Source organism: Stenotrophomonas thermophila (assembly GCF_001499715.1).
In the GTDB taxonomy this organism is placed as follows: Bacteria; Pseudomonadota; Gammaproteobacteria; order Xanthomonadales; family Xanthomonadaceae; genus Stenotrophomonas; species Stenotrophomonas hibiscicola.
The window spans coordinates 123,771-147,542 of record NZ_CVIW01000001.1 but is presented as its reverse complement, the minus strand read 5'-3'; the positions used below and the strand labels follow the sequence as shown (position 1 = coordinate 147,542).

General features: G+C 66.5%; 18 protein-coding genes and 1 pseudogene. 15 read left to right on the top strand and 4 right to left on the bottom strand.

The window, feature by feature from the left end; genetic code table 11:
• Positions 1-27 precede the first annotated feature (27 nt).
• Positions 28-1,272 (bottom strand): efflux RND transporter periplasmic adaptor subunit, encoded by a 1,245-nt coding sequence (locus BN1263_RS00670; RefSeq protein ID WP_019661485.1) that lies wholly within the window; start codon positions 1,270-1,272, stop codon positions 28-30.
• A gap of 186 nt (positions 1,273-1,458) precedes the next feature.
• On the opposite strand from BN1263_RS00670, the gene BN1263_RS00665 reads away from it, so the two are divergent.
• The 8 genes and pseudogenes from BN1263_RS00665 to BN1263_RS00630 all read left to right on the top strand — a co-directional run bounded on the left by BN1263_RS00665 (position 1,459) and on the right by BN1263_RS00630 (position 11,571).
• Positions 1,459-2,778 (top strand): M20 family metallopeptidase, encoded by a 1,320-nt coding sequence (locus tag BN1263_RS00665; protein ID WP_005414678.1) that lies wholly within the window; start codon positions 1,459-1,461, stop codon positions 2,776-2,778.
• Between the two features lie 551 nt (positions 2,779-3,329).
• Positions 3,330-4,148 carry an NADPH-dependent 7-cyano-7-deazaguanine reductase QueF gene (gene queF / locus BN1263_RS00660; RefSeq protein ID WP_058978852.1) on the top strand — a complete coding sequence of 273 codons (819 nt, stop codon included), beginning with the start codon at positions 3,330-3,332 and terminating at the stop codon, positions 4,146-4,148.
• 214 nt (positions 4,149-4,362) lie between these two features.
• Positions 4,363-4,656, top strand: coding sequence for a LysM peptidoglycan-binding domain-containing protein (locus tag BN1263_RS00655; RefSeq protein WP_005419771.1), 294 nt, complete (start codon positions 4,363-4,365; stop codon positions 4,654-4,656).
• Between the two features lie 43 nt (positions 4,657-4,699).
• The gene (locus BN1263_RS00650) at positions 4,700-5,212 is read left to right on the top strand and encodes a hypothetical protein (RefSeq protein WP_019660848.1); all 513 of its coding nucleotides are present in this window, start codon (positions 4,700-4,702) and stop codon (positions 5,210-5,212) included.
• Between the two features lie 916 nt (positions 5,213-6,128).
• A complete protein-coding gene (locus BN1263_RS00645) occupies positions 6,129-8,351 on the top strand; it encodes an NADP-dependent isocitrate dehydrogenase (RefSeq protein ID WP_058978850.1) in 2,223 nt (740 codons plus the stop codon).
• Positions 8,352-8,503: 152 nt separating this feature from the next.
• A pseudogene (locus BN1263_RS00640) lies at positions 8,504-8,731 on the top strand (hypothetical protein); the annotation flags it as partial.
• Positions 8,732-8,888: 157 nt separating this feature from the next.
• The gene (aceK, locus tag BN1263_RS00635) at positions 8,889-10,619 is read left to right on the top strand and encodes a bifunctional isocitrate dehydrogenase kinase/phosphatase (RefSeq protein WP_058978848.1); all 1,731 of its coding nucleotides are present in this window, start codon (positions 8,889-8,891) and stop codon (positions 10,617-10,619) included.
• 61 nt (positions 10,620-10,680) lie between these two features.
• Positions 10,681-11,571 (top strand): energy transducer TonB, encoded by an 891-nt coding sequence (locus tag BN1263_RS00630; protein WP_058978846.1) that lies wholly within the window; start codon positions 10,681-10,683, stop codon positions 11,569-11,571.
• A gap of 33 nt (positions 11,572-11,604) precedes the next feature.
• Here BN1263_RS00630 and BN1263_RS00625 read toward each other — a convergent pair whose 3' ends face one another.
• From BN1263_RS00625 to trxA, 3 genes are all read right to left on the bottom strand, one after another.
• The gene (locus BN1263_RS00625) at positions 11,605-13,179 is read right to left on the bottom strand and encodes a sensor domain-containing diguanylate cyclase (protein WP_058978843.1); all 1,575 of its coding nucleotides are present in this window, start codon (positions 13,177-13,179) and stop codon (positions 11,605-11,607) included.
• Positions 13,180-13,385: 206 nt separating this feature from the next.
• Positions 13,386-15,149, bottom strand: a complete 1,764-nt coding sequence (rho, locus tag BN1263_RS00620; protein WP_058978841.1) for a transcription termination factor Rho — start codon at positions 15,147-15,149, stop codon at positions 13,386-13,388.
• A gap of 228 nt (positions 15,150-15,377) precedes the next feature.
• On the bottom strand, positions 15,378-15,707 hold the full coding sequence (gene trxA, locus BN1263_RS00615) for a thioredoxin (protein WP_005411275.1): 330 nt from the start codon (positions 15,705-15,707) through the stop codon (positions 15,378-15,380).
• A 509-nt stretch (positions 15,708-16,216) separates the two neighbouring features.
• Between trxA and rhlB the strand changes: the two genes are divergently transcribed.
• The 7 genes from rhlB (at position 16,217) to BN1263_RS20810 (ending at position 23,770) form a co-directional block, all read left to right on the top strand.
• Entirely contained in the window at positions 16,217-17,941 is a 1,725-nt protein-coding gene (gene rhlB / locus BN1263_RS00610) for an ATP-dependent RNA helicase RhlB (RefSeq protein ID WP_058978839.1), read from the top strand.
• 145 nt (positions 17,942-18,086) lie between these two features.
• Positions 18,087-18,773 (top strand): cell division ATP-binding protein FtsE, encoded by a 687-nt coding sequence (gene ftsE / locus BN1263_RS00605; protein WP_058978837.1) that lies wholly within the window; start codon positions 18,087-18,089, stop codon positions 18,771-18,773.
• 2 nt (positions 18,774-18,775) lie between these two features.
• Positions 18,776-19,723 carry a permease-like cell division protein FtsX gene (gene ftsX, locus BN1263_RS00600; protein ID WP_005414664.1) on the top strand — a complete coding sequence of 316 codons (948 nt, stop codon included), beginning with the start codon at positions 18,776-18,778 and terminating at the stop codon, positions 19,721-19,723.
• 7 nt (positions 19,724-19,730) lie between these two features.
• Positions 19,731-20,573 (top strand): response regulator, encoded by an 843-nt coding sequence (locus tag BN1263_RS00595; protein ID WP_043034539.1) that lies wholly within the window; start codon positions 19,731-19,733, stop codon positions 20,571-20,573.
• 9 nt (positions 20,574-20,582) lie between these two features.
• Positions 20,583-21,296: a uracil-DNA glycosylase gene (gene ung, locus BN1263_RS00590; RefSeq protein ID WP_058978835.1), complete on the top strand. Its 714-nt coding sequence runs from the start codon at positions 20,583-20,585 to the stop codon at positions 21,294-21,296.
• A 277-nt stretch (positions 21,297-21,573) separates the two neighbouring features.
• Positions 21,574-22,449: an RNA polymerase sigma factor RpoH gene (rpoH, locus tag BN1263_RS00585; protein WP_005411269.1), complete on the top strand. Its 876-nt coding sequence runs from the start codon at positions 21,574-21,576 to the stop codon at positions 22,447-22,449.
• Positions 22,450-22,702: 253 nt separating this feature from the next.
• Positions 22,703-23,770, top strand: coding sequence for an RHS repeat domain-containing protein (locus tag BN1263_RS20810; protein WP_251101979.1), 1,068 nt, complete (start codon positions 22,703-22,705; stop codon positions 23,768-23,770).
• The last annotated feature ends 2 nt before the right edge of the window (positions 23,771-23,772 follow it).

The following is a 23,772-nucleotide window of genomic DNA, read 5'->3' as shown; positions in this document are numbered from 1 at the left end:
GGCGCGAGGGAGAACAGTCGCCTGCGCTCAGCGCGGGCCACCACCGCGACGGCCACCGCCGCCACCGTTCTTCTGCTCGGCCGCCTTCAGCTCGGCCTCGGTCGGTGCGGCCGGGGTCTGGCCCGGCTTCAGTGCGGTGACCTTGCTGCCCGGCTTCAGGCGGAACTGACCTTCACTGACCACCCGCTCGCCGCCCTTCAGGCCTTCGGCAATCTGCACCTGGCTGTCGCCCACTTCCACGCCGCTGCGCACGGTCTGCATCTTCACCGTGTTGTCGCCCTGCACGACATAGACGTATTCGCCATCCGGCCCACGCAGGACGGCCTGGGTCGGGATGACCACGCCACCGGCAATCGTGCGCAGCTGCATGCGCACGTTGACGAACTGGCCTGGCCACAGGCCATTGTCGGTGTTGTCGAAGACCGCACGTGCCTTGAACGTGCCGCTGTCCGCACTGATCAGGTTGTCGACCACGTCGAGCTTGCCGTCGCCGGACAGAACATGCGAGTCGGCGCGGTCCAGCGCGGCCACCGGCACCGTGCCGGCGGCCTGTGCCTGGCGCACATCACCCAGCTGGCGCTCGGGCAGGTTGAACAGCACGTGGATCGGATGGATCTGGGTCAGCGTGACCAGCGCGGTGCCGGCGTTGACCACGTTGCCCGCATCGACCGCGCGGATGCCGGCGATGCCGGAGATCGGCGCAGTGACCCGGGTGTACTGCAGCTGCACCTGCGCCGAGCGCATGCTGGCCTCGTTCGCAGCGACTGCGCTTTCGTACTGTGCCACTTGGTTTCGCTGTGTATCCAGATCGGTCTTGGCGACGTACTGGCGGTATTCCGGCGCGTTGGAGCGCTGGTAGTTGGAGCGCGCGGTGGCCAGCAGGGCTTCGTTCTGGCGCTTGGCTGCCGCGGCTTGGTCATAGCTGGCCTGGGCAGTGCGCGGATCGATCACCGCCAGCACATCACCCTGCTTCACTTCCTGGCCTTCGCGGAAATTCAGGCTCATCAGCTGGCCGCCGACCTGCGGGCTGACCGTAACGGTATTCATTGCGGTCACCGTGCCCAGCGCGCTGGCGTACACCGGTACGTCCTGGCGGGTGGCATCGACCACGGTCACCGGCACCGGGCCCGCATCCGGGTCTTCGCCGCCCTGGCGCGCGCCCGCAGCGGGTTTTCCAGCCTCGTCCTTGCCGCCGCCGATGACCCGCAGGCCGACCACGGCCAGCACCAGCACTGCCACGACCAGCAGCACGATCTTCCAAACACGTGACATTACGAGGACTCCAAAAGGGCTGGACCGGGCGCGACCCGGGGGCAATGCGCAAAGCATACCTGTGCCACATCACGTTTCCTGCATGACGGATGGGACGGGCGCTAAGACCGGATCCGGCCGCGGAGGTTCCCGTGGCGGCGGTGTTGCCCTACATTCAGCTGGACCCCTCTTGCTGTGGAGATTGCGATGCGCCGTTCGCTGCTGCTGTCCGCCCTGCTGCTGGCCCTGCCGGCCGTTGCCCACGCCCAGGACGGGCAACGCCCCGAAGTGACCGCCGCTGCCCAGCGCCTGCAGGCCAAGGTGGTTGAATGGCGCCGCGACTTCCATCAGCACCCGGAACTGTCCAACCGCGAGGTGCGCACCTCGGCCGAGGTCGCCAAGCGCCTGCGTGCGATGGGCTTGAAGCCGAAGACCGGCATCGCCCACCACGGCGTGGTGGCGATCATCGAAGGCGGCAAGCCCGGCCCGAAGATCGCGCTGCGTGCGGACATGGACGCGCTGCCGGTGACCGAGCAGACCGGGCTGCCGTTCGCCTCCAAGGCCACCGACCAGTACCGCGGCCAGACCGTGGGCGTGATGCATGCCTGCGGCCATGACGCGCACACCGCCACCCTGCTGGGCGTGGCCGAAGCGCTGGTGTCGATGAAGAAGGACCTGCCGGGCCAGGTGATGCTGATCTTCCAGCCGGCCGAGGAAGGCGCACCGCCGCCGGAAGAGGGCGGTGCCGCGCTGATGCTGAAGGAAGGCCTGTTCGCCGACTTCAAGCCGGAGGCGGTGTTTGGCCTGCATGTGTTCTCCAGCGTGCAGGCCGGTCAGATCGCCGTGCGCGGTGGCCCATTGATGGCCGCCTCGGATCGTTTCGGGATCAAGGTGATCGGTCGCCAGACGCATGGCTCCGCGCCGTGGAACGGTGTCGACCCGATCGTTGCCACCGCTGATCTGGTCGGTACCGCGCAGACCATCGTCAGCCGCCGCGCGAATCTGTCCAAGCAGCCGGCGGTGCTGACCTTCGGTGCGATCAACGGTGGCATCCGCTACAACATCATTCCCGATGAAGTGGAGATGGTCGGCACCATCCGCACCTTCGACGAGGGCATGCGCCAGCAGATCTTCGCCGACCTGCGCAACGTCGCCGAGCACACTGCGGCCGCGCACGGGGCAAAGGCGGTCACCGACATCTACGAATCAGAAGGCAACCCGGCCACGGTGAACGACCCGGCGCTGACCGCGAAGATGCTGCCGAGCCTGCAGGCGGTGGTGGGCAAGGACAACGTCTACGAGCCACCGCTGCAGATGGGCGCGGAGGATTTCTCGCTGTACGCGAAGGAAGTGCCGGGGATGTTCTTCTTCGTTGGTTCCACCAGCGTGGGCATCGACCCGGCGACGGCGCCGGCGAACCACTCCCCGAAGTTCCTGCTGGATGAGAAGGCGCTGGATGTCGGACTGCGCGCGTTGCTGCAGGTGAGCCTGGATTACCTCCACGGTGCCGGCACGCCTGCTGGCTGAGGGTTTCCGGCAGGGCTTGCAGCCCTGCACCCGCTTGGATCAACGGCAACGTCAACGTCAAAAGCGGGCATTCCGTGGGATGGCGGGGTGGGTCCGGTTGAGGGGGACGCCGTAAACCCGTCCCTGGGGGCTTGGCCGCGGCATCCATGCCGCGGACACCCCCTCAACCGGACCCACCCCGCCTTCGACAGTTTCCCGCGGCTGTTGGTGCCCGCTGCTGTTGGTGGGTGCCGACCGTTGGTCGGCACGGCGGACGTCATGAACGTCTGAAGGATCGGATTCTGATTTTGATTTTCCTGATCTTTCCCGTGGTGGATCGGCGACAGAAATGTGTCGGAGGGCCGGGCGGGTGGGATGGGCGGGGTATCCGCGCCATGGATGGCGCGGCTAAGCCCCCCAGGGATGGGTTCACGGCGTCCCCGCCCATCCCGCCCGCCTGGCCCACACCCCGGAACCCAGGCTTTCGACGACCCACCAACCCCACCACGGAGGGGCTCCGCCGTTGGCCAGCCCGGCCGAAGGCCCGCCGTCCGCGCGATACAATGAGCTCCATGAACACCCCACAGGATTCCAGCCTCGGTCGCGAGGTCAGTTACCCGTCGCAGTACGATCCCGGCCTGCTGTTTCCCATCCCGCGCAGCGGTGCCCGCGCCGAGATCGGCCTCGATGACGCCGCGCTGCCGTTCGTCGGCCACGACCGCTGGCACGCCTTCGAGCTGAGCTGGCTCGACCCGCGTGGCAAGCCGCAGGTGGCCGTCGCCACCGTGCAGGTGCCGTGCACCTCGCCTCGGTTGATCGAATCGAAGTCGTTCAAGCTGTACCTCAACTCCCTCAACAGCACCCGCATCGACAGCGCCGAGGCGCTGCGCGCGCGCATCGTGGCGGATCTGTCGGCCTGCGCCGGTGCGCCGGTCCAGGTGGAGTTCGGCCTGCCGGAGCTGCGCGAGACGCCGTTCGGCGAATCCATCGACGGGCTGGACGTGGAGATCGACTGCTACGGTCCGCCGCAGGCGGACTTCCTCGCCGCCGATGCGGGTGAGGTGGTGGAGGAGACCCTGGTCTCGGCGCTGCTGAAGTCCAACTGCCCGGTCACCGGCCAGCCGGACTGGGCCACGGTCAGCCTGCGTTACCGCGGGCCGAGGATCGACCGCACGGGCCTGCTGCGCTATCTGGTCAGCTACCGCGAGCATGCCGAGTTCCACGAGCAGTGCGTCGAGCGGATCTTCAGCGAGGTGTCCGCGCGCTGCCAGCCGCACTGGCTGGAGGTTGAGGCCCGCTACACCCGCCGTGGTGGCCTGGACATCAACCCCTGGCGTGCCAGCCCGGGCATCGTCGCCCCGGCCGCGACCTACCGCGAGCTGCGGCAGTAATTGCCGCAGGCGGTTACCGGTAGTGCCGGCCGCTGGCCGGCAATCGGCCAAGGCCGGATCCCGTGGCACAGCCGGCCAGCGGCCGGCACTACCGGGTGTCCATTCCCCCGATTGTTCAGCCGCCCCCGGGGGCGGCTTCACATCTGCACCATCCCCATTTAACAACCGCCATGGCACCGTGCCAATCACGTAGTCATGCAGACGGGAGTTGTGGATGAGTACCGAGAAGAAAGCCGATTTCTCCGGCGTCAGTGGCAGTGTCGACAGTACCGCCGAGCAGGTGCCGAAGGCGGACTTCTCCGGCGTCAGCGCTTCGGTGGACAGCACCGCAGACGTTGTCAGCGGCGGCACCTATACCGTGCAGAAGGGTGACTCGCTGTCGAAGATCGCCAAGCAGCATCTGGGCGACGCCAATGCCTGGAAGAAGATCTTCGAAGCCAACCGCGATGTGCTTGATGACCCGGACAAGATCTTCCCGGGCCAGACCCTGAAACTGCCGCCGAAGTAAGCCGGCCAGAACGCCGTCCGACAATCCCTGGGAGGAACCCCGAATGATCAAGACCACCCCGCTCCAGACCGCCCTGATCGCCGCCCTGCTGGGCAGCGTCGCCCTGGTCGGTTGCAAGAAGAAAGAAGAGTCGACCGACAACAATGCCGCTCCGGCAGCGACCGCTCCGGCCGAACCGGCAGCACCGGCCCCGATGACCGGCGCGCCGCCGCCGATGGCCGAAGCCGCTGCCGTCAGTGTCTCGTCGGTCACGGTCGGAAAGACCGCCGCCGCCGACAAGTCGGTTGCGACGACGGCTCTGTTCGCACCGAAGGACGACATCATCGTCTCGGTCAAGACCGACGGTGCGGCAAACAATGTCAACGTTGGCGCGAAGCTGACCTATCAGGACGGCCAGGTGGCCGGCGAACAGACCGCCACCCTGAACACCAGTGGTGCGGAAACCACCAACGTCACGTTCAAGAATGCAAAGGGCTGGCCGGCCGGCAAGTACCGCGCCGAGGTCACCGTCGATGGCAAGGCGGCCGGAACGCCGCAGGAGTTCGAGGTCAAGTAAGTCCTGCCGACTCTCTCCCGGCAGGGCTCACGATGGACGCAGCCGCGAGGCTGCGTCCTTTTTTGTTGGGCGATGTCCGCTTTGGGGCCTAGCGGGATACGCTGAACGGACCACGGACAGATCGGGGGACAGGATGCTCAGCTGGATTGCGCTCACACTCGCAATGGGACCTGCGAATCTCTGGAGCTACAGTTGCGACCACTTCCTATACGGCGCCCGTGTGCGGGTGCCGACAGGAATGTCTGTGACCTACGAAGCACCTGTTGACTTTGGTCTGCACCGCATCAGGCGTGATGGTAGGGACGTCGCCTTGATCTACGAGGGCGATGCCCCCGAAAAGCCCGTGCCAGGAAGCACGCCGGATCTGCGTTTCACGGACGGCGGGATATGCCGTGTCGGGATACGTAAGGTCGGAAGAACATTCCACCCGGTACGACGTCTACGTTCGGCCCGGATCGTCTGGCGCCGGTTCGCTGCACATCCGAGGTTCTGCAGCGACGGCGGATGAACTCGCCAGCCTGGCCGCCGTCGTCGGGGGATTCCGTGTCTGCAACTTCCAGCAAAGCAAGCGCGCACAGACGTTGACCTGTCCGAGGCGTGCCGAGTGGGGGCAGCGATTGTCGGAGTGGGTCATGCGTGCCTCCACGAGCGGGAAGTCGAACTAGCCATCAAGCCCCAGCTTCCAGACCGGAAGCGAGCCAACGACGAAACACAGCGGTCCAGTACCGCCGCGTATGGCGCGGCTTTGCCCCGCGCGGCTGAAAACGCGACAATGCAGGGGTTTCCCCTGCCGCGCGCCCACCCTGACGGCGACGGGGGAAAGCGTGGGGCCCGGCCCCGCGCGCGACACGGTTGCACGTGGCCCGGCGCTGGCGCCGGCCTTCCCCTGAGCACTGCTACAGAGTCCAAGTCCCCCATGTCCAAGATTCTCTACACGCTGACCGACGAAGCCCCGTTCCTGGCCACCCAGTCGCTGCTGCCGATCGTTGACGCCTACACCGGTACGGCCGGCATCGTGGTGGAAACCCGTGACATCTCGCTGTCCGGCCGCATCCTGTCGCAGTTCCCGGAACTGCTCAGTGACGCGCAGAAGGTCAGCGACGACCTGGCCGAGCTGGGCCAGCTGGCGACCACCCCGGACGCCAACATCATCAAGCTGCCGAACATTTCCGCCTCGGTGCCGCAGCTGAAGGCGGCCATCAAGGAACTGCAGGACCAGGGCTATCCGCTGCCGGATTACCCGGAAACCCCGGCCGACGACCAGCAGCGCGACTACAAGGCGCGCTACGACAAGGTCAAGGGCAGCGCGGTGAACCCGGTGCTGCGCGAAGGCAACTCCGACCGCCGCGCGCCGCTGTCGGTGAAGAACTACGCGCGCAAGCACCCGCACCGCATGGGCGCCTGGGCGTCGGATTCGAAGTCGCACGTCGCGCACATGGCCGCCGGCGATTTCTACGGCAGCGAAAAGTCGGCCACCCTGGCCAACGCCGGTTCGCTGAAGATCACCTTCCACGGCAAGGACGGCAGCGCCGTCGTGCTGAAGGAAAAGACCGCGGTCAAGGCCGGCGAGATCGTCGATGCCGCGGTGATGAGCCGCAAGGCACTGGCCGCGTTCATCGGCGAGCAGATTGCCGATGCCAAGGCCCAGGGCGTGCTGTTCTCGCTGCACCTGAAGGCGACCATGATGAAGGTCTCCGACCCGATCATGTTCGGTGTGGCGGTCAACGAGTTCTACAAGGACGTGCTGGCCAAGCACGCCGACGTGCTGAAGCAGGCCGGTTTCGATGCCAACAACGGCATCGGTGACCTGGCTGCGCGCCTGCCGTCGCTGCCGGAAGCCACCCGTGCTGCGATCGAAGCCGACCTGGCTGCCGAGTACGCACAGCGCCCGGGCGTGGCCATGGTCAACTCGGACAAGGGCATCACCAACCTGCACGTGCCGAGCGACGTGATCGTCGACGCCTCGATGCCGGCGATGATCCGTGACTCCGGCAAGATGTGGAATGCCGAAGGCAAGCTGCAGGACACCAAGGCCGTCATTCCGGACCGCTGCTACGCCGGCGTGTACCAGGCCGTCATCGACGACTGCAAGGCGCACGGCGCCTTCGACCCGGCCACCATGGGCTCGGTGCCGAACGTCGGCCTGATGGCGCAGAAGGCCGAAGAATACGGTTCGCACGACAAGACCTTCCAGATGGCCGCCGACGGCGTGGTCAAGGTCACCGACGATGCCGGCAACGTGGTGTTCGAACACGCCGTGGAAGCCGGTGACATCTGGCGCATGTGCCAGACCAAGGACGCGCCGATCCAGGACTGGGTCAAGCTCGCCGTCGAGCGCGCCCGCCTGAGTAGCACCCCGGCCGTATTCTGGCTCGATGCCGCCCGCGCCCACGACGCGCAGGTCATCGCCAAGGTCGAGCAGTACCTGAAGAACCACGACACCGCCGGCCTGGACATCCGCATCCTGCCGCCGGTGGAAGCCACCGCGTTCTCGCTGGACCGCATCCGCAAGGGCGAGGACACCATCTCGGTGACCGGCAACGTGCTGCGTGACTACCTGACCGACCTGTTCCCGATCATGGAGCTGGGCACCAGCGCCAAGATGCTGTCGATCGTGCCGCTGATGGCCGGTGGCGGCCTGTTCGAGACCGGCGCCGGTGGTTCGGCTCCGAAGCACGTGCAGCAGTTCGTCGAGGAAGACTACCTGCGCTGGGATTCGCTGGGTGAATTCCTGGCCCTGGCCGCGTCGCTGGAACACCTGGGCAACCGCTACGACAACGCCGCTGCCCGTGTGCTGGCCAAGGCGCTGGACGAAGCCAACGGCCAGTTCCTGGACAACGACAAGTCGCCGTCGCGCAAGCTGGGTGGCATCGACAACCGTGGCAGCCACTTCTACATCGCGCTGTACTGGGCCCAGGCCCTGGCCGCGCAGGACGAAGACGCCGCCCTGAAGGCGCGCTTCGCCCCGCTGGCCAAGGCGCTGACCGACAACGAGCAGAAGATCGTCGAAGAGCTGATCGCGGTGCAGGGCAAGGCCGTGGACATCGGCGGCTACTACCGTCCGGACGTGGCCAAGGCCAGCAAGGCGATGCGCCCGAGCGCGACCTTCAATGCCGCGCTGGAGCAGCTGCGCGGCTGATCCATCGCCGTTCGGTGGTGACACTGGAACCCGCGCTTCGGCGCGGGTTTCTTTTTTGGGCTTTTGGGGGTCAGATCCCTTTGCCCTGCAAAGAGATCTGATCCCGCGCGATAAAACCGTGACATCCGTCGGTCGTCGCGTTGAACGCACTGATGGGTATCGACGGCGCGCAGGCCGTGGTGCTGGTCGACTACGAAAGCGGCATGCTGCTGGGCGAGGCCGGTGCCGGCATGGACATGGAAGTGGCGGCCGCTGGCAACACCGAAGTGATCCGCGCCAAGATGAAGACCGCCGCGTCGCTGAACCTCAACGACGGCATCGAGGACATCCTGATCTCGCTGGGCAAGGCGTACCACATCATGCGCCCGGTGGCGAAGAAGTGCGATCTGAGACGGTAGTGCCGGCCGCTGGCCGGCATCCGCATGGATCGACCGTCGGTCCAGGTGCTGCCGGCCAGCGGCCGGCACTACCTTCGCGCTCGACGGCATCGCACACGCCAGCGTATGGTGAAGCCGGTCCTCCCCGGGTTAGCTACGCATGTCCAAGCCTGACATCGCTGCCGAGCTGGCACCGCGTATCGCAGGTGCCATCCGCGACGGTTTCGAGCAGTACCATGCCCGTTTCGCGGCGATCACCGCGCGGGCACGGCAGCGCTTCGAGCAGCGCGACTGGGCCGGTGCGCGGCAGGATGCGGTCGAGCGCATCGCCTTGTACGACCTGTGCATCGCCGAGCAGATGGATGCGTTGCGTCGGCTCGCCGGTGACGCGATCGGCGAGCGTGCGCTGTGGCTGCAGGTACACGCGCGGTACAGCGCGCTGCTGCAGGGCCTGATTGACGCCGAGCTGTACAAGACGTTCTACAACACATTGGCGCGGCGCCTGTTCGCTACCCGCGGCGTGGACCCGGCGCTGGAATTCATCGCTTTCGACGTCGAGCCGTCCGATGCGATCACCCATCCCGTCGCGCGGCATACCTACGCGGTCTCGCCGACGCGGCCGGTGGAGGCCCTGCAACGCGTGCTGGCCGACTACCGCTTCGACATTCCCTACGCGCACCAGTTGCGTTGCGCGGCGGCCATCGCCGTGCGCCTGCAGGACGACCTCGCCCATTGGGGGGACACGCCGGTGCGCAGCATTGAACTGCTCGACACGGTGTTCTACCGCGAGCGCCGCGCCTACCTGGTTGGCCGCGTGTTCGGCGAGCACCGCTTCTCACCCTGCGTGATCGCGCTGGTCAACGATGAGCGCGGGCTGCGAGCCGATGCGGTGCTCACCCGGCGTCGTGATGTCGCCCATCTGTTTGGCGTGTCGCGCAGCTACTTCCAGGCCGACCTGGGCACGGTGGGCGATGCCGTGGTGTTCCTGCGCAGCCTGCTGCCGGGCAAGCCCATCGATGAGATCTACACGGTGCTGGGACGCGCCAAGCAGGGCAAGACCGAGCGCTACCGCACCTTCTTCCGCCACTTCAGCGAGCACCCGCAGGAGCGGCTGGTCCCCGCCGAAGGCACGCCGGGCATGGTCATGGCGGTGTTTACCCTGCCCAGTTACCCGCTGGTGTTCAAGCTGATCCGCGACCGCTTCGCCTGGCCCAAGGCGATGTCGCGACAGCAGGTGGAAGAGAAGTACGCGCTGGTGTTCAACCTCGATCGTGTCGGCCGCCTGCTCGATGCACAGCCGTATCGTCATCTGCGCTTCCCGCGCGAGCGCTTCGCGCCGGCCCTGCTGGATGAACTGCTGCAGCAGTGCGCGCAGAGCGTACGCATCGATGGCGATGAGGTCGAAGTCGCACTGTGCTATGTGCAGCGTCGTTTTCGTCCCTTGAATCTGTACCTGCGCGAGCAGGGCGCGGAGGCGGTGCGGGCGGCGGTGCTCGACTATGCGCAGGCGATCACCGACATGGCGCGCAACAACATCTTCCCCGGTGACATGCTGCCGAAGAATTTCGGCGTATCACGGCATGGGCGGGCCGTATTCTACGACTACGACGAGCTGTGCCTGGTCAGCGACTGCGTGTTCCGCGCCTGGCCGCAGCCGCGTACGCCGGAGGAAGCGATGTCCGACGAGCCGTGGTTCCATGTTGGTCCGCGCGATGTGTTTCCCGAGCGCTTCGGTCCGTTCATGGGCCTGCCCGCTGCAGAGCTGGCAGCCGTGCGCGAGCACTACCGGCATCTGTTCGACCCGGGCTGGTGGCAGGGCCTGCAGGAACGCTTCGGCCGAGGTGACTATCCGGACACGCCGCCCTATTCGGGCGCGCACCGGCTGGCCTGAGCCGGCTGTCCTGGGCGCTTGGGCTGAGGTACGCTCGACGATCATCACCAAGGATCCGGCAATGATGCGTTCTCCACTGTTTCTCGCCCTCGTGCTGGCCGTCGGTGCCGGCGCCCCCCTGCTTGCAGGTGACGCCACTGCGCAGACCGCACGCGCTGTACGTGCGACTGCGGAAATGAGCATGGTGCTGTCCGGTCACATCGAGGTCACGCCGGAGGGCGCGGTCAGTTCGCTGGTGCTGGACCAGAAAGCCATGGTCGCCCCGGGCATCGCCTCCTTCGTCGAAGGCACCATCGGTGGCTGGCGCTTCGAGCCCACGCTGCGCGATGGCCAGGCGGTGGCCACGAGGGCCCCTTTGCGCGTTCGCCTGCGTGGCAAGTCCACAGGCAAGGGCGACTACGAAGTCAGCATGACCAGCGTGGATTTCAGCGAGTACGATCCGAAGGCCACCGATTCGGTGACAGCGGATCGCCTGGCGCCGCCGCGGTATCCGGACGAGGCAATGAGGATCGGTGGTCAGGGCGATGTGATCCTGATGATCAAGGTCGCCCGTGATGGCACGGTGGCCGACGTCATTGCCGAGCAGGTCAACATGACCGTGGCAGGGCCCGAGCGGACCATGGCCAAGCTGCGCGATGTGCTGGCCAAGGCCAGCATCAACACCGCCCGCAAGTGGACCTTCATTCCTCCAAGCAGCGGTGAGGACGTCGCACGGGAATTCTGGTCGGTACGCGTGCCGGTCAACTATGCGTTCTCGGATGATCGCAATGCCGCTGCCGAGCGCTATGGCCGCTGGCGCGCTTTCATTCCGGGGCCGCGGCAGAGCGTGCCGTGGCACGAGGCCGACCCGGTCGAGCAGGCCGGCAGCGATCTGCTGCCGGAAGGCGGCGTCTACATGGTGGACGGCGCCAAGCGCGGCCTGCGCCTGCTGACCCCGCTGCAACAGAGCTGAGGTCCTTGCGGAGCTGGCCGGTCCGGCTCCGCGTCAGTCGGCGTAAGGGTAAATCACCACCCGGTTGCGGCCTTGTTCCTTGGCCATGTACAGCGCCTTGTCGGCCAGCCGCAATGCCTGCTCGGCGTCGACATGGAAGCTGGGGAAGTGAGCCACGCCCAGCGACACTGTGATGGTGCCGACCGGTTCGAATGGATGATCGGCGACGTGCTGGCGCAGGCGTTCACCGGCCTGGCGGGCCGAGTCGGTACTGATGCCCGGCAGCAGCAGCAGGAATTCCTCGCCGCCGGCGCGGCAGAGGATGTCGCTGTCGCGCGAATAGCGGCGCATCTGGTCGGCGATGTGGACGATGGCGGCGTCGCCGACGTCGTGGCCATGGCTGTCGTTGATCGACTTGAAGCGGTCGATGTCCAGCGCCAGGATCGCGAACGGGATGCCCTGCACCTGCAGCGCGTCCAGCGCCTGCTGCAGGCCGCGGCGGTTGAGCAGGCCGGTCAGCGGGTCGGTACGGCTGGCACGGTTGAGCGTACCGATACGGTCCTGCAGGGCATTGAAGCTGTGCAGCACTGCCTGCTTGAGTTGGGCGACCTCGAAGTACCACGCGCGGATGCCGCTGACGTGGCTGATCGCATTGCCGGTGTCTTCGCCGCCCTGCACGTTGCGTGCGAGCTGCCACAGTGGCAGCGAGATGCGGCGGGCGAACCACCAGGTGACCAGCAGTGACAGCAGGCCGAGCGGGATCGCGTTCCAGATCACCGCGGTCATCAACCGCGACAATGGCTGCAGCGTGGCCTCGGTCGGCCGCTGGGCGACGATGCCCCAGCCGGTGGCCGGTACCGGCGCATAGCCGGCCAGCATCGACACGCCCAGGTTGTTGCGGACCTGCTGCGCACCGCGTTCACCGCGCACGACTGCCTTCACCGCCGGGTTGCCGACCACGTAGTCGCCCACCCGCTTGCCATCGGCGTGGTACAGCAGGCGGCCATGGCGGTCCACCACGTACAGATACGAGCCGTCGCGGTAGTAGTGCTTGCCCAGCAGCGTGTGCAGCGCACTGCGCTGGCGCAGGTAGAGGGTGCCGCTGACGTAGCCGCGATAGCGGCCCTGACGGTCGAAGATCGGGTGCGACAGCGAGACCAGCAGCTTGCCGGTGGCCGACTGGTACGGGTCACTGATCATCGGCTGGCGCGCGGCCAGTGCCGCGTTGTTGCCGACGCTGTGCAGGATCTCGCCCTGCAACTGCAGGGTCTGTGGCGAGGTGGCGATCACCAGGCCATCGGCATCGACCACCAGCGAGGAATTGAAGCTGTTGGTCTGCAACTGCAGGCGGCTGGCTTCGTCCTGCGCCTGTGCCGGATCGAGATTGCTCTGGCCCAGCCGGGTGGCCGCATACGCCAACTCCTGCTGCGCGGCCAGCAGGAAGTTCTGGGTGGTCTCGGCCAGCTTGGTGGCATAGACGCGGTTGGCTTCCAGGGTATTGCCGACCAGCTGGTCGCGCTGCACCCGGTAGCTGGCCAGCAGGGTATTGGCCAGGGCGATGATGGCGCTGAGCAGGGCCAGGGCGAGGATCAGCTTGCCCAGGTTGAGGCGGGGAGACAGCGTTCGCATGCGTCGACGGATCCGGCAGGAGGCTGGACCCGACCGGTTCTCCGGAAGGGGCGACAGCGGGAATCGGTGGCCACGCCCTTGGGGCCGGGCAGGGTATAGGGCGAATTATCGCCAAAAGTCGGCGGCGGCAAAGTGAAACAGGTCGCCCTGCAGGCAAAAAAAACCTGCCGCAGCGAGCGGCAGGCTTCTTCCGATGCAACGCCGGATCAGCGCTTCATCGAACCGAAGAACTCGTCGTTGGACTTGGTGTTCTTCATCTTGTCGAGCAGGAATTCCATCGCGGCCATTTCGTCCATCGGATGCAGCAGCTTGCGCAGGATCCAGATCTTCTGCAGCAGTTCCGGCTCGATCAGCAGGTCTTCGCGGCGGGTGCCGGAACGGTTGATGTCGATGGCCGGGAACACGCGCTTTTCAGCAATACGACGGCTCAGGTGCACTTCGCTGTTGCCGGTGCCCTTGAACTCTTCGTAGATCACCTCGTCCATCTTCGAACCGGTGTCCACCAGCGCGGTGGCGATGATGGTCAGGCTGCCGCCTTCTTCCACGTTGCGCGCGGCACCGAAGAAGCGCTTCGGGCGGTGCAGGGCGTTGGCGTCCACACCACCGGTCAGCACCTTGCCCGAGCTCGGCACCACGTTGTTGTAGGCGCGGGCAAGGCGGGTGATCGAGTCGAGCAGGATCACCACGTCCTTCTTGTGCTCGACCAGGCGCTTGGCGCGCTCGATGACCATTTCGGCCACCTGCACGTGGCGCGCGGCCGGCTCGTCGAAGGTCGAGCTGATGACCTCGCCGCGCACGGTGCGCTGCATTTCGGTCACTTCTTCCGGGCGCTCGTCGATCAGCAGCACGATCAGGTGCACGTCCGGGTGGTTGGTGGTGATGGCGGTGGCGACCTGCTGCATCATCATCGTCTTGCCGGCCTTCGGCTGCGACACGATGAGCGAGCGCTGGCCCTTGCCCTGCGGCGCCATCAGGTCGAGGATGCGGCCGGTGATGTCTTCCGACGAACCGTTGCCACGCTCCAGGGTGAAGCGGCGGCGCGGGAACAGCGCGGTCAGGTTCTCGAACAGCACCTTGTTCTTCGACGCTTCGATCGGCTCGCCGTTGATGGTGTCGACGATGTTCAGCGCGAAGTAGCGCTCGCCGTCCTTCGGGAAGCGGATGCGGCCGGAGATGTGGTCGCCGGTGCGCAGGTTGAAGCGGCGGATCTGGCTGGGCGAGATGTAGGTGTCGTCCGGGCCGGCCAGGTAGCTGGCTTCGGCCGCGCGCAGGAAGCCAAAGCCATCCGGCAGGATTTCCAGCACACCGTCGGCGGCAACGCCATCGCCGTGGCGGGTCAGCACCTTCAGCAGGGCGAAGATCACATCCTGCTTGCGGGCGCGGGCCACGCCTTCGGAGATCTGCAGCTGCTCGGCGATTTCCAGCAGCTTCTGTGCCGGCATGCGCTTGAGGTCGCTCAGCGAATAGACCGGGAAGCCCTCGGGCACGTTGGCGTGCGGGCGCGGCACGAACGGCTGCTGCTCGCCACCGTCGTTGGGCATGCCCTCGTCGCGGAAGCGGTTGTTGCGGTCACGGTCACGGTCGCGGCGGTTGCGGAAGCGGTCGCGGCGGTTGCCCTGCCCCTGGCCCTGCTGGCCATTCTGGTTGTATGGGTTCTGGCCCTGGTTCTGGCCGCCCCCCTGATGGTTGTGCTGCTGGCGCGGCTGGCCGGATTCGCGGCCTTCGCTGCCTTCGCCACCGCCACTGCTGGCAGGGGCCTCGGCGGCGGGCGCGCTCGGTGCAGGTGCTGCGGCCGGCGCCGGCGCCGGCGCGGGAGCTTCGGGCGCGGAGGCCAACGGCAGCGTCGGCTGCGCCGGAGCGGCGCTGGTTTCGGCGGCTGCCGGGGCGGCGGCCTTGCTCACGCGGGGCTTGCGCACACGCTTTTCGGCGGGCGCATCGGCGCTGCCGGTTTCGGAAGTGTTATCGGACAAGAGCGTTATTCCTCGCTTGAAGGTGCGAGCGCCCGGCTGGGGCGGCGAACGTTGGGAATGGGTCTGGAAGAAACTGCGTCCAGAGGGTGCGGCACGCGAACGCGGCCGGATATGCCGACACTATCATCGGCCTGCGGCGCCATGCAAGGGTCGCCGGGAACAGCATTCATCATGGGCGCAGGGGCGCCGCCGGCAGCCGCGTTCGGCGGCTGCCGGAGAACCGCAGGATCAGGCCAGGGCCTTGTCCAGCAGGCCGGCCAGCTGGGCCTTGCCCACCGCACCGATCTGCTCGCCGACCTTCTCGCCGTCCTTGAACACGACCAGGTACGGAATCGAACGCACGTGGTACTTGGCGGCCAGCGCACGGTTGTGGTCAACGTTGACCTTGGCGATCTTGGCGCGGCCCTGGTAGGCATCGGCCAGTTCGTCCAGCGCCGGGGCGATCATCTTGCACGGGCCACACCACTCGGCCCAGAAATCGACCAGCACCGGTTCCTTGGAATTCAGCACTGCGCTATCAAAGTCGGCATCGCCGACATGTACAACCTTGTCGCTCATCTTGGTTTCTCGTCTTGGATTGCACCCGGCCATGCCGGAGGTGGGTGAACTGGGCCATGCCCGGTGGCGCGACCCTCGTCGTTGCCTCGCGGCGCACTGCCACGGTGCGTTCGGCGGGATGCCTGGACGCTCACGGCCGGCAGTGTACCCCTATCGCAGGGCAGGGACAGGCGCCGGTTGGAACCCAGCGTATCGTGATCGCTTCGATGGCCGGTATGTGTCGGATTTCACTGTCTTCCTGTACATGGGGCTGGCAGTGGGCGACACCAGCGAACCCGGGCAGGCCGTTCAAGTCCGGTGTGGCTGGGTGAAGGCAGCGTCTCTGGATGCCATGAGATGCCGCATTCCGGTTTGCCTGCCCGAGTGCGGTAAACTGGGGCATTGTGCGGCGCGCGGACCGGGTGGTCCCAGCCTGCCAACCCGCCGCAGGGGCCGCAGTTTGCGACGGTGCCCCCAGACGCTGAAGTGCCAGCCGCCCCACGGGCCGGCGGCCATACCAAGACGGACTCATGAGCGACAAACCGCTGACCGATTTGACCTTCTCCTCCTTCGAGCTGCATCCGGCCCTGCAGGCCGGTCTTGAAGGAGCCGGATTCACCCGCTGCACCCCGATCCAGGCGCTGACCCTGCCGGTCGCGCTGCCCGGTGGTGACGTTGCCGGCCAGGCCCAGACCGGCACCGGCAAGACCCTGGCCTTCCTGGTCGCTGTCGTGAACCGCCTGCTGACGCGTCCGGCGCTGGCCGATCGCAAGCCGGAAGATCCGCGCGCGCTGATCCTCGCCCCGACCCGCGAGCTGGCCATCCAGATCCACAAGGATGCGGTGAAGTTCGGTTCCGACCTGGGCCTGCGCTTCGCCCTGGTCTACGGCGGCGTGGATTACGACAAGCAGCGCGAGCTGCTGCAGCAGGGCGTGGACGTGATCATCGCCACCCCGGGCCGCCTGATCGACTACGTCAAGCAGCACAAGGTGGTGTCGCTGCACGCCTGCGAGATCTGCGTGCTGGACGAAGCCGACCGCATGTTCGACCTGGGCTTCATCAAGGACATCCGCTTCCTGCTGCGCCGCATGCCCGAGCGCACCACCCGCCAGACCCTGCTGTTCAGTGCCACCCTCAGCCACCGCGTGCTGGAGCTGGCCTACGAGCACATGAACGAACCGCAGAAGCTGGTGGTCGAAGCCGAGACCATCACCGCCGCGCGCGTGCGCCAGCGCATCTACTTCCCGGCCGACGACGAGAAGATCCCGCTGCTGCTGGGCCTGCTGTCGCGCAGCGAAGGCGCGCGCACCATGGTCTTCGTCAACACCAAGGTGTTCGTCGAGCGCGTGGCGCGTTCGCTGGAAAAGGCCGGCTACCGTGTCGGCGTGCTGTCCGGTGATGTGCCGCAGAAGAAGCGCGAGAGCCTGCTCAACCGCTTCCAGAAGGGCCAGCTGGAAATCCTGGTGGCCACCGACGTGGCTGCGCGCGGCCTGCACATCGACGGCATCAAGTACGTCTACAACTACGACCTGCCGTTCGACGCCGAAGACTACGTGCATCGCATCGGCCGCACCGCGCGCCTGGGTGAAGAGGGCGACGCGATCAGCTTCGCCTGCGAGCGCTACGCCATGGGCCTGCCGGACATCGAGGCCTATATCGAGCAGAAGATTCCGTCCGAGCCGGTTACCAAGGAACTGCTGACCCCGCTGCCGCGCCCGGAACGCCCGGCCCCGGCTGCAGGCGAGGAAGGCGAGGACAACGAAAGCGTCGGCCAGATCTTCCGTGAAGCGCGCGAAGCCCGCGCCGCCGAGGAAGAGCGTCGGGGCGGTGGCCGCAGCGGCGGCCGCTCCGGCAGTGGTGGTGGCCGCAGTAGTCGCGACGGTGAACGCAGCGGCGAACGCCGTGCGCGTGGCCCGCGCAAGCCGCGCGTGGAAGGCGAGCAGGGCGCTGCCGCCGCGGTTGCCGGTGCCGAAGGCGCCGCCGCCCAGGCCCCGCGTCCGCCGCGCCCGCCGCGTGCCGAAGGCGCACCGGCAGCCACGGTGGACGGTGAGCACAAGCCGCGCAAGCGCCGTCGTCGTCGCCACGGCCGTCCGGTCGAAGGTACCGAGGGTGTACAGGCCAACGCCGGCAACGGCGCCAGCCCGGTGACCCCGGTGCAGGTGGTGGCCAAGCCGGTGCGTACCGCCGCCGATACCGGTGACTCGTTCCTGACCCGCATCGGCCGCAAGATCCGCCGGATGCTGTCGGGCAGCTGATCGGCGCTGCCGATCAGCGGGTAGCACCCGACCGTTGGTCGGGTGGCTTTGAAAGGTGTGCCGACCAACGGTCGGCACCCACCAGGCCGGGCCGGTCGGCACCCACCGTCTCCACGACGTCGCGCCGGTCCTGCATAATCGGGGCATGAGTGTCCTGCGCTTCGACAATGTCAGCAAACAGTACGCCGGTGGCCACGAGGCGCTGACCGATGTCAGCTTCGAGGTCGCGCCGGGCGAGATGCTGTTCGTCACCGGCCATTCCGGTGCGGGCAAAAGCACCCTGCTCAAGTTGATCCACCTGGACGAGCGGCCCAGCCGTGGCGCGGTGGTGTTCGACGAGCGCAACCTGCTGAAGGTGCGTGGCGGCGATGTGCCCCGCCACCGTCGCGCGGTGGGTGCGGTCTACCAGGACCACCGCCTGCTGATGGACCGCTCGATCGCCGAGAACGTGGCGCTGCCGCTGATCCTGCGCGGCACCCGCCGTGGCGACATCAGCAAGCGCGTGCGCTCGGTGCTGGAACGGATGGGCCTGGGCCACCGCGAGAAGGCGCTGCCCTCGCAGCTGTCGGCCGGTGAGCAGCAGCGCGTCGGCATCGCCCGCGCCATCGTCGGTGAGCCCAAGCTGCTGGTGGCCGATGAGCCGACCGGCAACCTCGACCCGACCCTGGCGGCCGAGATCATGGCCCTGTTCGCCGAGCTGCCCGCGCGCGGCACCAGCGTGCTGGTGGTCAGCCACGACCTGCCGCTGCTGCGCCGCATGCGCAAGCGCGTGCTGATCCTCGACCACGGCCGGCTGGTGGATGACATCTCGCCGCACGACCTGGCGGAGTAACCATGGCGAAGAACGAAAACAGCGAAGCCGCCGCCCCCTCGCGCGTGGGCGTCTGGTTCCAGCACCACGCGCACAGCGTGGTGTTCAGCCTCGGCCGTGCCTGCCGCAAACCGTGGGCGACCCTGCTGACGGTGATGGTCATGGCGCTGGCGCTGGCCCTGCCGCTGGGCCTGTCGATCGCGCTGGACAACCTCAAGCAGTTCGCCGGCAGCGTACAGCAGTCGCGCGACATCAATGTGTTCCTGAAGGGCAACGTCGATGGCCCCGGCGCGCTGCGCCTGGCCGGCCAGCTGCGCGACCGCGACGACGTGGCCGAAGTGAACGTGCGCACGCCCGAGCAGGGCCTGCAGGAACTGCGCGACGCCGGCCTCGGCGAGGCGATCGACGCACTCAATGACAACCCGCTGCCCTCGCTGCTGGTGATCACCCCCGGCCAGGGCAAGGACGACGCGCGCCTGGCACGCGCGCTGGAGAGCCTGCCCGAGGCCGACCTGGTGCAGCACGATGCACTGTGGCGCCAGCGCCTGGATGCCTGGCTGGCGTTCGGCGCGCGGCTGGTGCAGGTGCTGTCGGTCCTGCTCGGCGTCGGTGCCGCGCTGGTGGTCGGCAACACCGTGCGCCTGGACATCCAGGCCCGCCGCGAAGAGATCGGCGTGCTGCAGCTGCTCGGCGCCAGTGATGGCTTCATCCGCCGCCCGTTCCTGTACCTGGGTGCGTGGTATGGCCTGGGCGCCGGCGCGGTTGCGCTGGCCCTGATCGGCGCCGCCGGTGCCGCGCTGCGCGTGCCGCTGGCCGAACTCTCGCGCAGCTACGGCAGCCCGTTCGTGCTGCACGGCCTGGACCTGCTGCACGGTGGCCTGGTCCTGCTCGGCACGCTGCTGCTGGGCTGGCTGGGTGCGTGGCTGGTCACCGGCCACTTCCTGCGCCAGACCCGACCGACCGACACCTGAGACCGGCATGCAACCGCAAGCGCTGAAGCACCTTGAAGGGCCCGCGACGCGGGTGATGGTGGTCGATGGCTCGAAGCTGGTCCGCAAGCTGATCGCCGACGTCCTGCAGCGCGACCTGCCGGGCGTGGAGGTGATCGGCTGCGACAGCATCGAGGATGCGCAGCAGGCGCTGGCGCAGGGCCCGGTGGACCTGGTGACCACCTCGCTGACCCTGCGTGATGGCGACGGCCTGGCGCTGGCGCGGATGATCCGCGAAGCGGCCGGCCAGGCCTACGTGCCGGTGATCGTGGTGTCCGGCGATGCCCAGCAGCATCTGGAGCAGCGTCGCTTCACCGAGTACGTCACCGACTATTTCGACAAGGCGCTGGGCCACGAGGCGCTGGCGACCTTCATCCGCGGCTATGTGCAGCCGCAGACCATTCCCGGCGCGACCATCCTCTACATCGAGGACAGCCGCGTGGTGGCCGAGGCCACCAAGCGCATGCTCGAACGCCAGCAGTTGAACGTGCTGCACGTGGTCAGCGCCGAAGAGGCGTTCACCCTGCTCACCGCCGAGTCGCTGGGCCGCAGCCGCCATCGCATCGACCTGGTGCTGACCGACGTCACCCTGAAGGGCGAACTGAGCGGCCGCGACGTGGTGCAGCGCGTGCGCGTGGACTTCGGTTACGGCAAGCGCCGCCTGCCGGTGCTGGTGATGACTGGCGACGGCAACCCGCACAACCAGACCGGGCTGCTGCAGTCCGGCGCCAACGACCTGGTACTCAAGCCGATCGAAGAACGGCTGCTGGTCACCAAGGTGCTGTTCCAGCTTCGCCTGGCCCGGTTGAACGATGGACCCCTGATTCGATGAAGTGGTGCAATGATTGATGAAGTAGCGGACACCCCGACGATCCAGCTGGAACCGAGCTGGAAGCAGCATGTCGGCGATTACCTCCTGCAGCCGCAGATGCGCGAGCTGTCCAGCTTCCTGCGCCAGCGCAAGGCCAGTGGCGCGGCGGTATTCCCGCCCGGCCCGCAGATCTTCGCCGCGTTCGACGCCACGCCATTCGAGCAGGTGAAGGTGGTGATCCTCGGCCAGGACCCGTACCACGGCCGTGGCCAGGCGCATGGCCTGAGTTTCTCGGTGCCGCCGGGCGTGCCGGTGCCGCCGTCGCTGCTGAACATCTACAAGGAGATCGAGAGCGATCTCGGTATCCCGCGCCCGGACCACGGCTGCCTGATCCCGTGGGCGCAACGCGGCGTGCTGCTGCTCAATGCCGTGCTGACGGTGGAGGAGGGCAAGGCCGGCGCACACCAGGGCCGTGGCTGGGAAGGCTTCACCGATCACGTGGTGGACGTGCTCAACCGCGAACGCGAAGGCTTGGTGTTCATGCTCTGGGGTGCCTACGCGCAGCAGAAGGGCAAGGTCATTGATACCCGTCGCCATCGCGTTCTGAAGGCCCCGCATCCGTCGCCGCTGTCGGCCCATCGTGGCTTCCTCGGCTGCCGCCATTTCTCGATGGCCAACGAGTACCTGCAGCGTCGCGGCCAGGCCCAGATCGACTGGTCGCTGCCGCCGCGCTCGGTGCTCTGAGCGCCGGCTGGCGGCCGGACCTGAACGCCGGACAACGTTCCCGGCCTGAATGGGCCTCCAGAACGGCCCGTTCAGCTCCGCTTGACCGGAATCGGCCGGTTTCCGGCAGGTAATTGCTTGAATTCCAAGGGATTGTGAATCCCGAAAAGCGCGCTCGCCACTGTCATCAAATCGCGCTACGGTAGGGCTCTGTTTGGGACCAGTGTTGCATCAATAGGATGCTGGAACTTTTTCCTCCTTTAGCAGTCCAAATCCCGGACTGCTAAGATGGGTGCATATGAGCCAGAACACCTCTACTGCCCTTGTGGCAAACAATCTCCCGATTCCCAGTGCGCTCGGTTCGCTGGACGCCTACATCGGTGCCGTGCACCAGATCCCGGTGCTGTCGGTCGATGACGAACAGGACCTGGCCCGTCGCTTCCGCGACGGCAACGATCTGGACGCCGCCCGCGAGCTGGTGCATTCGCACCTGCGCTTCGTGGTGCACGTGGCCCGCGGCTACAACGGCTACGGCCTTGCCCTGGGCGATCTGATCCAGGAAGGCAACATCGGCCTGATGAAGGCGGTCAAGCGCTTCGACCCGGACATGGGCGTGCGCCTGGTCTCCTTCGCCGTGCACTGGATCCGTGCAGAGATGCACGAGTTCATCCTGAAGAACTGGCGCATCGTGAAGGTCGCCACCACCAAGGCGCAGCGCAAGCTGTTCTTCAACCTGCGCAAGTCGAAGACGCGCCTGGGCTGGATGAACGCGGCGGAAGTGAGCGCGGTGGCCAAGGACCTGAACGTGTCCGAGCGCGAAGTCATGGAAATGGAGTCGCGCCTGTCCGGCCGCGATATCGGTTTCGACGCGCCGACCGACGAGGACAACGAACACGCACCGCCGTCGCCGGCTGCGTTCCTGGTTGCCGATGACGAAGACCCGTCGATGGCCTACGAGCGCGAGGACAGCGAAGACAACCAGATGCAGCTGCTGCGCGAAGGCCTGGCCGAACTGGATGCTCGCTCGCGCGACATCATCCGCCGTCGCTGGCTGGACGCCGACAGCAAGGTGACGCTGCAGGAGCTGGCCGACGAGTACGGCGTGTCGGCCGAGCGCATCCGCCAGGTTGAGGCGAACGCGCTGAAGAAGATGAAGGCGCTGTTCACCGCGTAAGGCATAGATCTTAGGTTCGGTTCCTATTTCCGGAACCCGTTCTGATGAAAAGCCCCGGCGTTGGTCGGGGCTTTTCGTTTGGCCGGCATGGCAGTTGGTAATGCCAGCCGCTGATCGGCGGATTCAGTAGTACCGGCCCATGGCTGGCAGTCATGCGCTTCCGGTGGCCGTTCAATCCCTCGCGAGGTTTATAGCCCAGGGCCTGTCCAATTCAGAATGGTCATTTTGGCCTCAGTCCTGGAGTTGGACTCCGATGACTGCCTTCCTGTGCTATGAATGCCAAGCCTTGCTTCAAGGCTCTTTCATGGATTGGAATGATGCGCAGGTTCGGGGGAACTGCAGGCGGTGTGTCGACCCGCTTCGGGGGGCATTTGAAGATCGAACTCGCAAGCTTGGTGCTATAGGCGCCTGGCTGTGCTGCTTGCTGCTGATGGGCCTTGGCCTGTCACCATCCGCAATCGCCCAGACAACGATCACATACATTCACACTGATGCCCTCGGCTCGGTTGTGGCCGAAAGCGATGCCAACGGCAACGTCATCAAACGATATGACTACGAGCCCTACGGGGCCGTGGTAGGCGGTCAGGTCACGGATGGACCTGGGTACGCCGGACATGTGAGCGACTCGGCCACAGGGCTGAGCTACATGCAACAGCGCTACATGGATCCACAACTGGGTGTGTTTTTGTCAGTGGACCCAGTCACCGCTCACCAAAAGCCAGTTGAGCAGTTCAATAGGTATCGGTACGCGAACGGGAATCCCTACAGGTTCGTCGATGCGGATGGAAGGCAGGCCGCAGAGCGATTCGTTGAGCGGCATCGGAGGGATATTGCTGCCGGAAATGGCGCCGTATACGAGCCGATGAGACCGGCCGCAATCGCTGTTACAGCGGCAATGGCTGCCCCAGTGCTGATCGAAGCTGGCATGGTTGCGATGGCCAATCCAAGTGTCGTATCAGCAGCTACCAGTATCGCTGCTGATATCGCAGGAGTTACAGGTGCCGGTGGAGCAGGTGTGGCGGCATCCAAAGCTCTGAGTGTTGAAGGTCGGGCACTTTTGAATTCCCGACCTGTGGGAAGTGCACTCAAAGCCGACGCTGGGCACAATTCGGCGACCTTTATGCGAGAGACCGCTGCAGAAGCGGTTGTTCATACTCCATTGACAGGGGGTGACGGCGTGGTCCGCACTCTGACTCAGCTGCCAGGTGAACTCAATGGAAAGGCCGGTCGATTTGAATACATAGTCGACAAGGCTGGCGACTTGACCCATCAAAGATTTGTGGAAGGTGGCAGCATGAACGGAATACCAAACAAGAAGTGAGT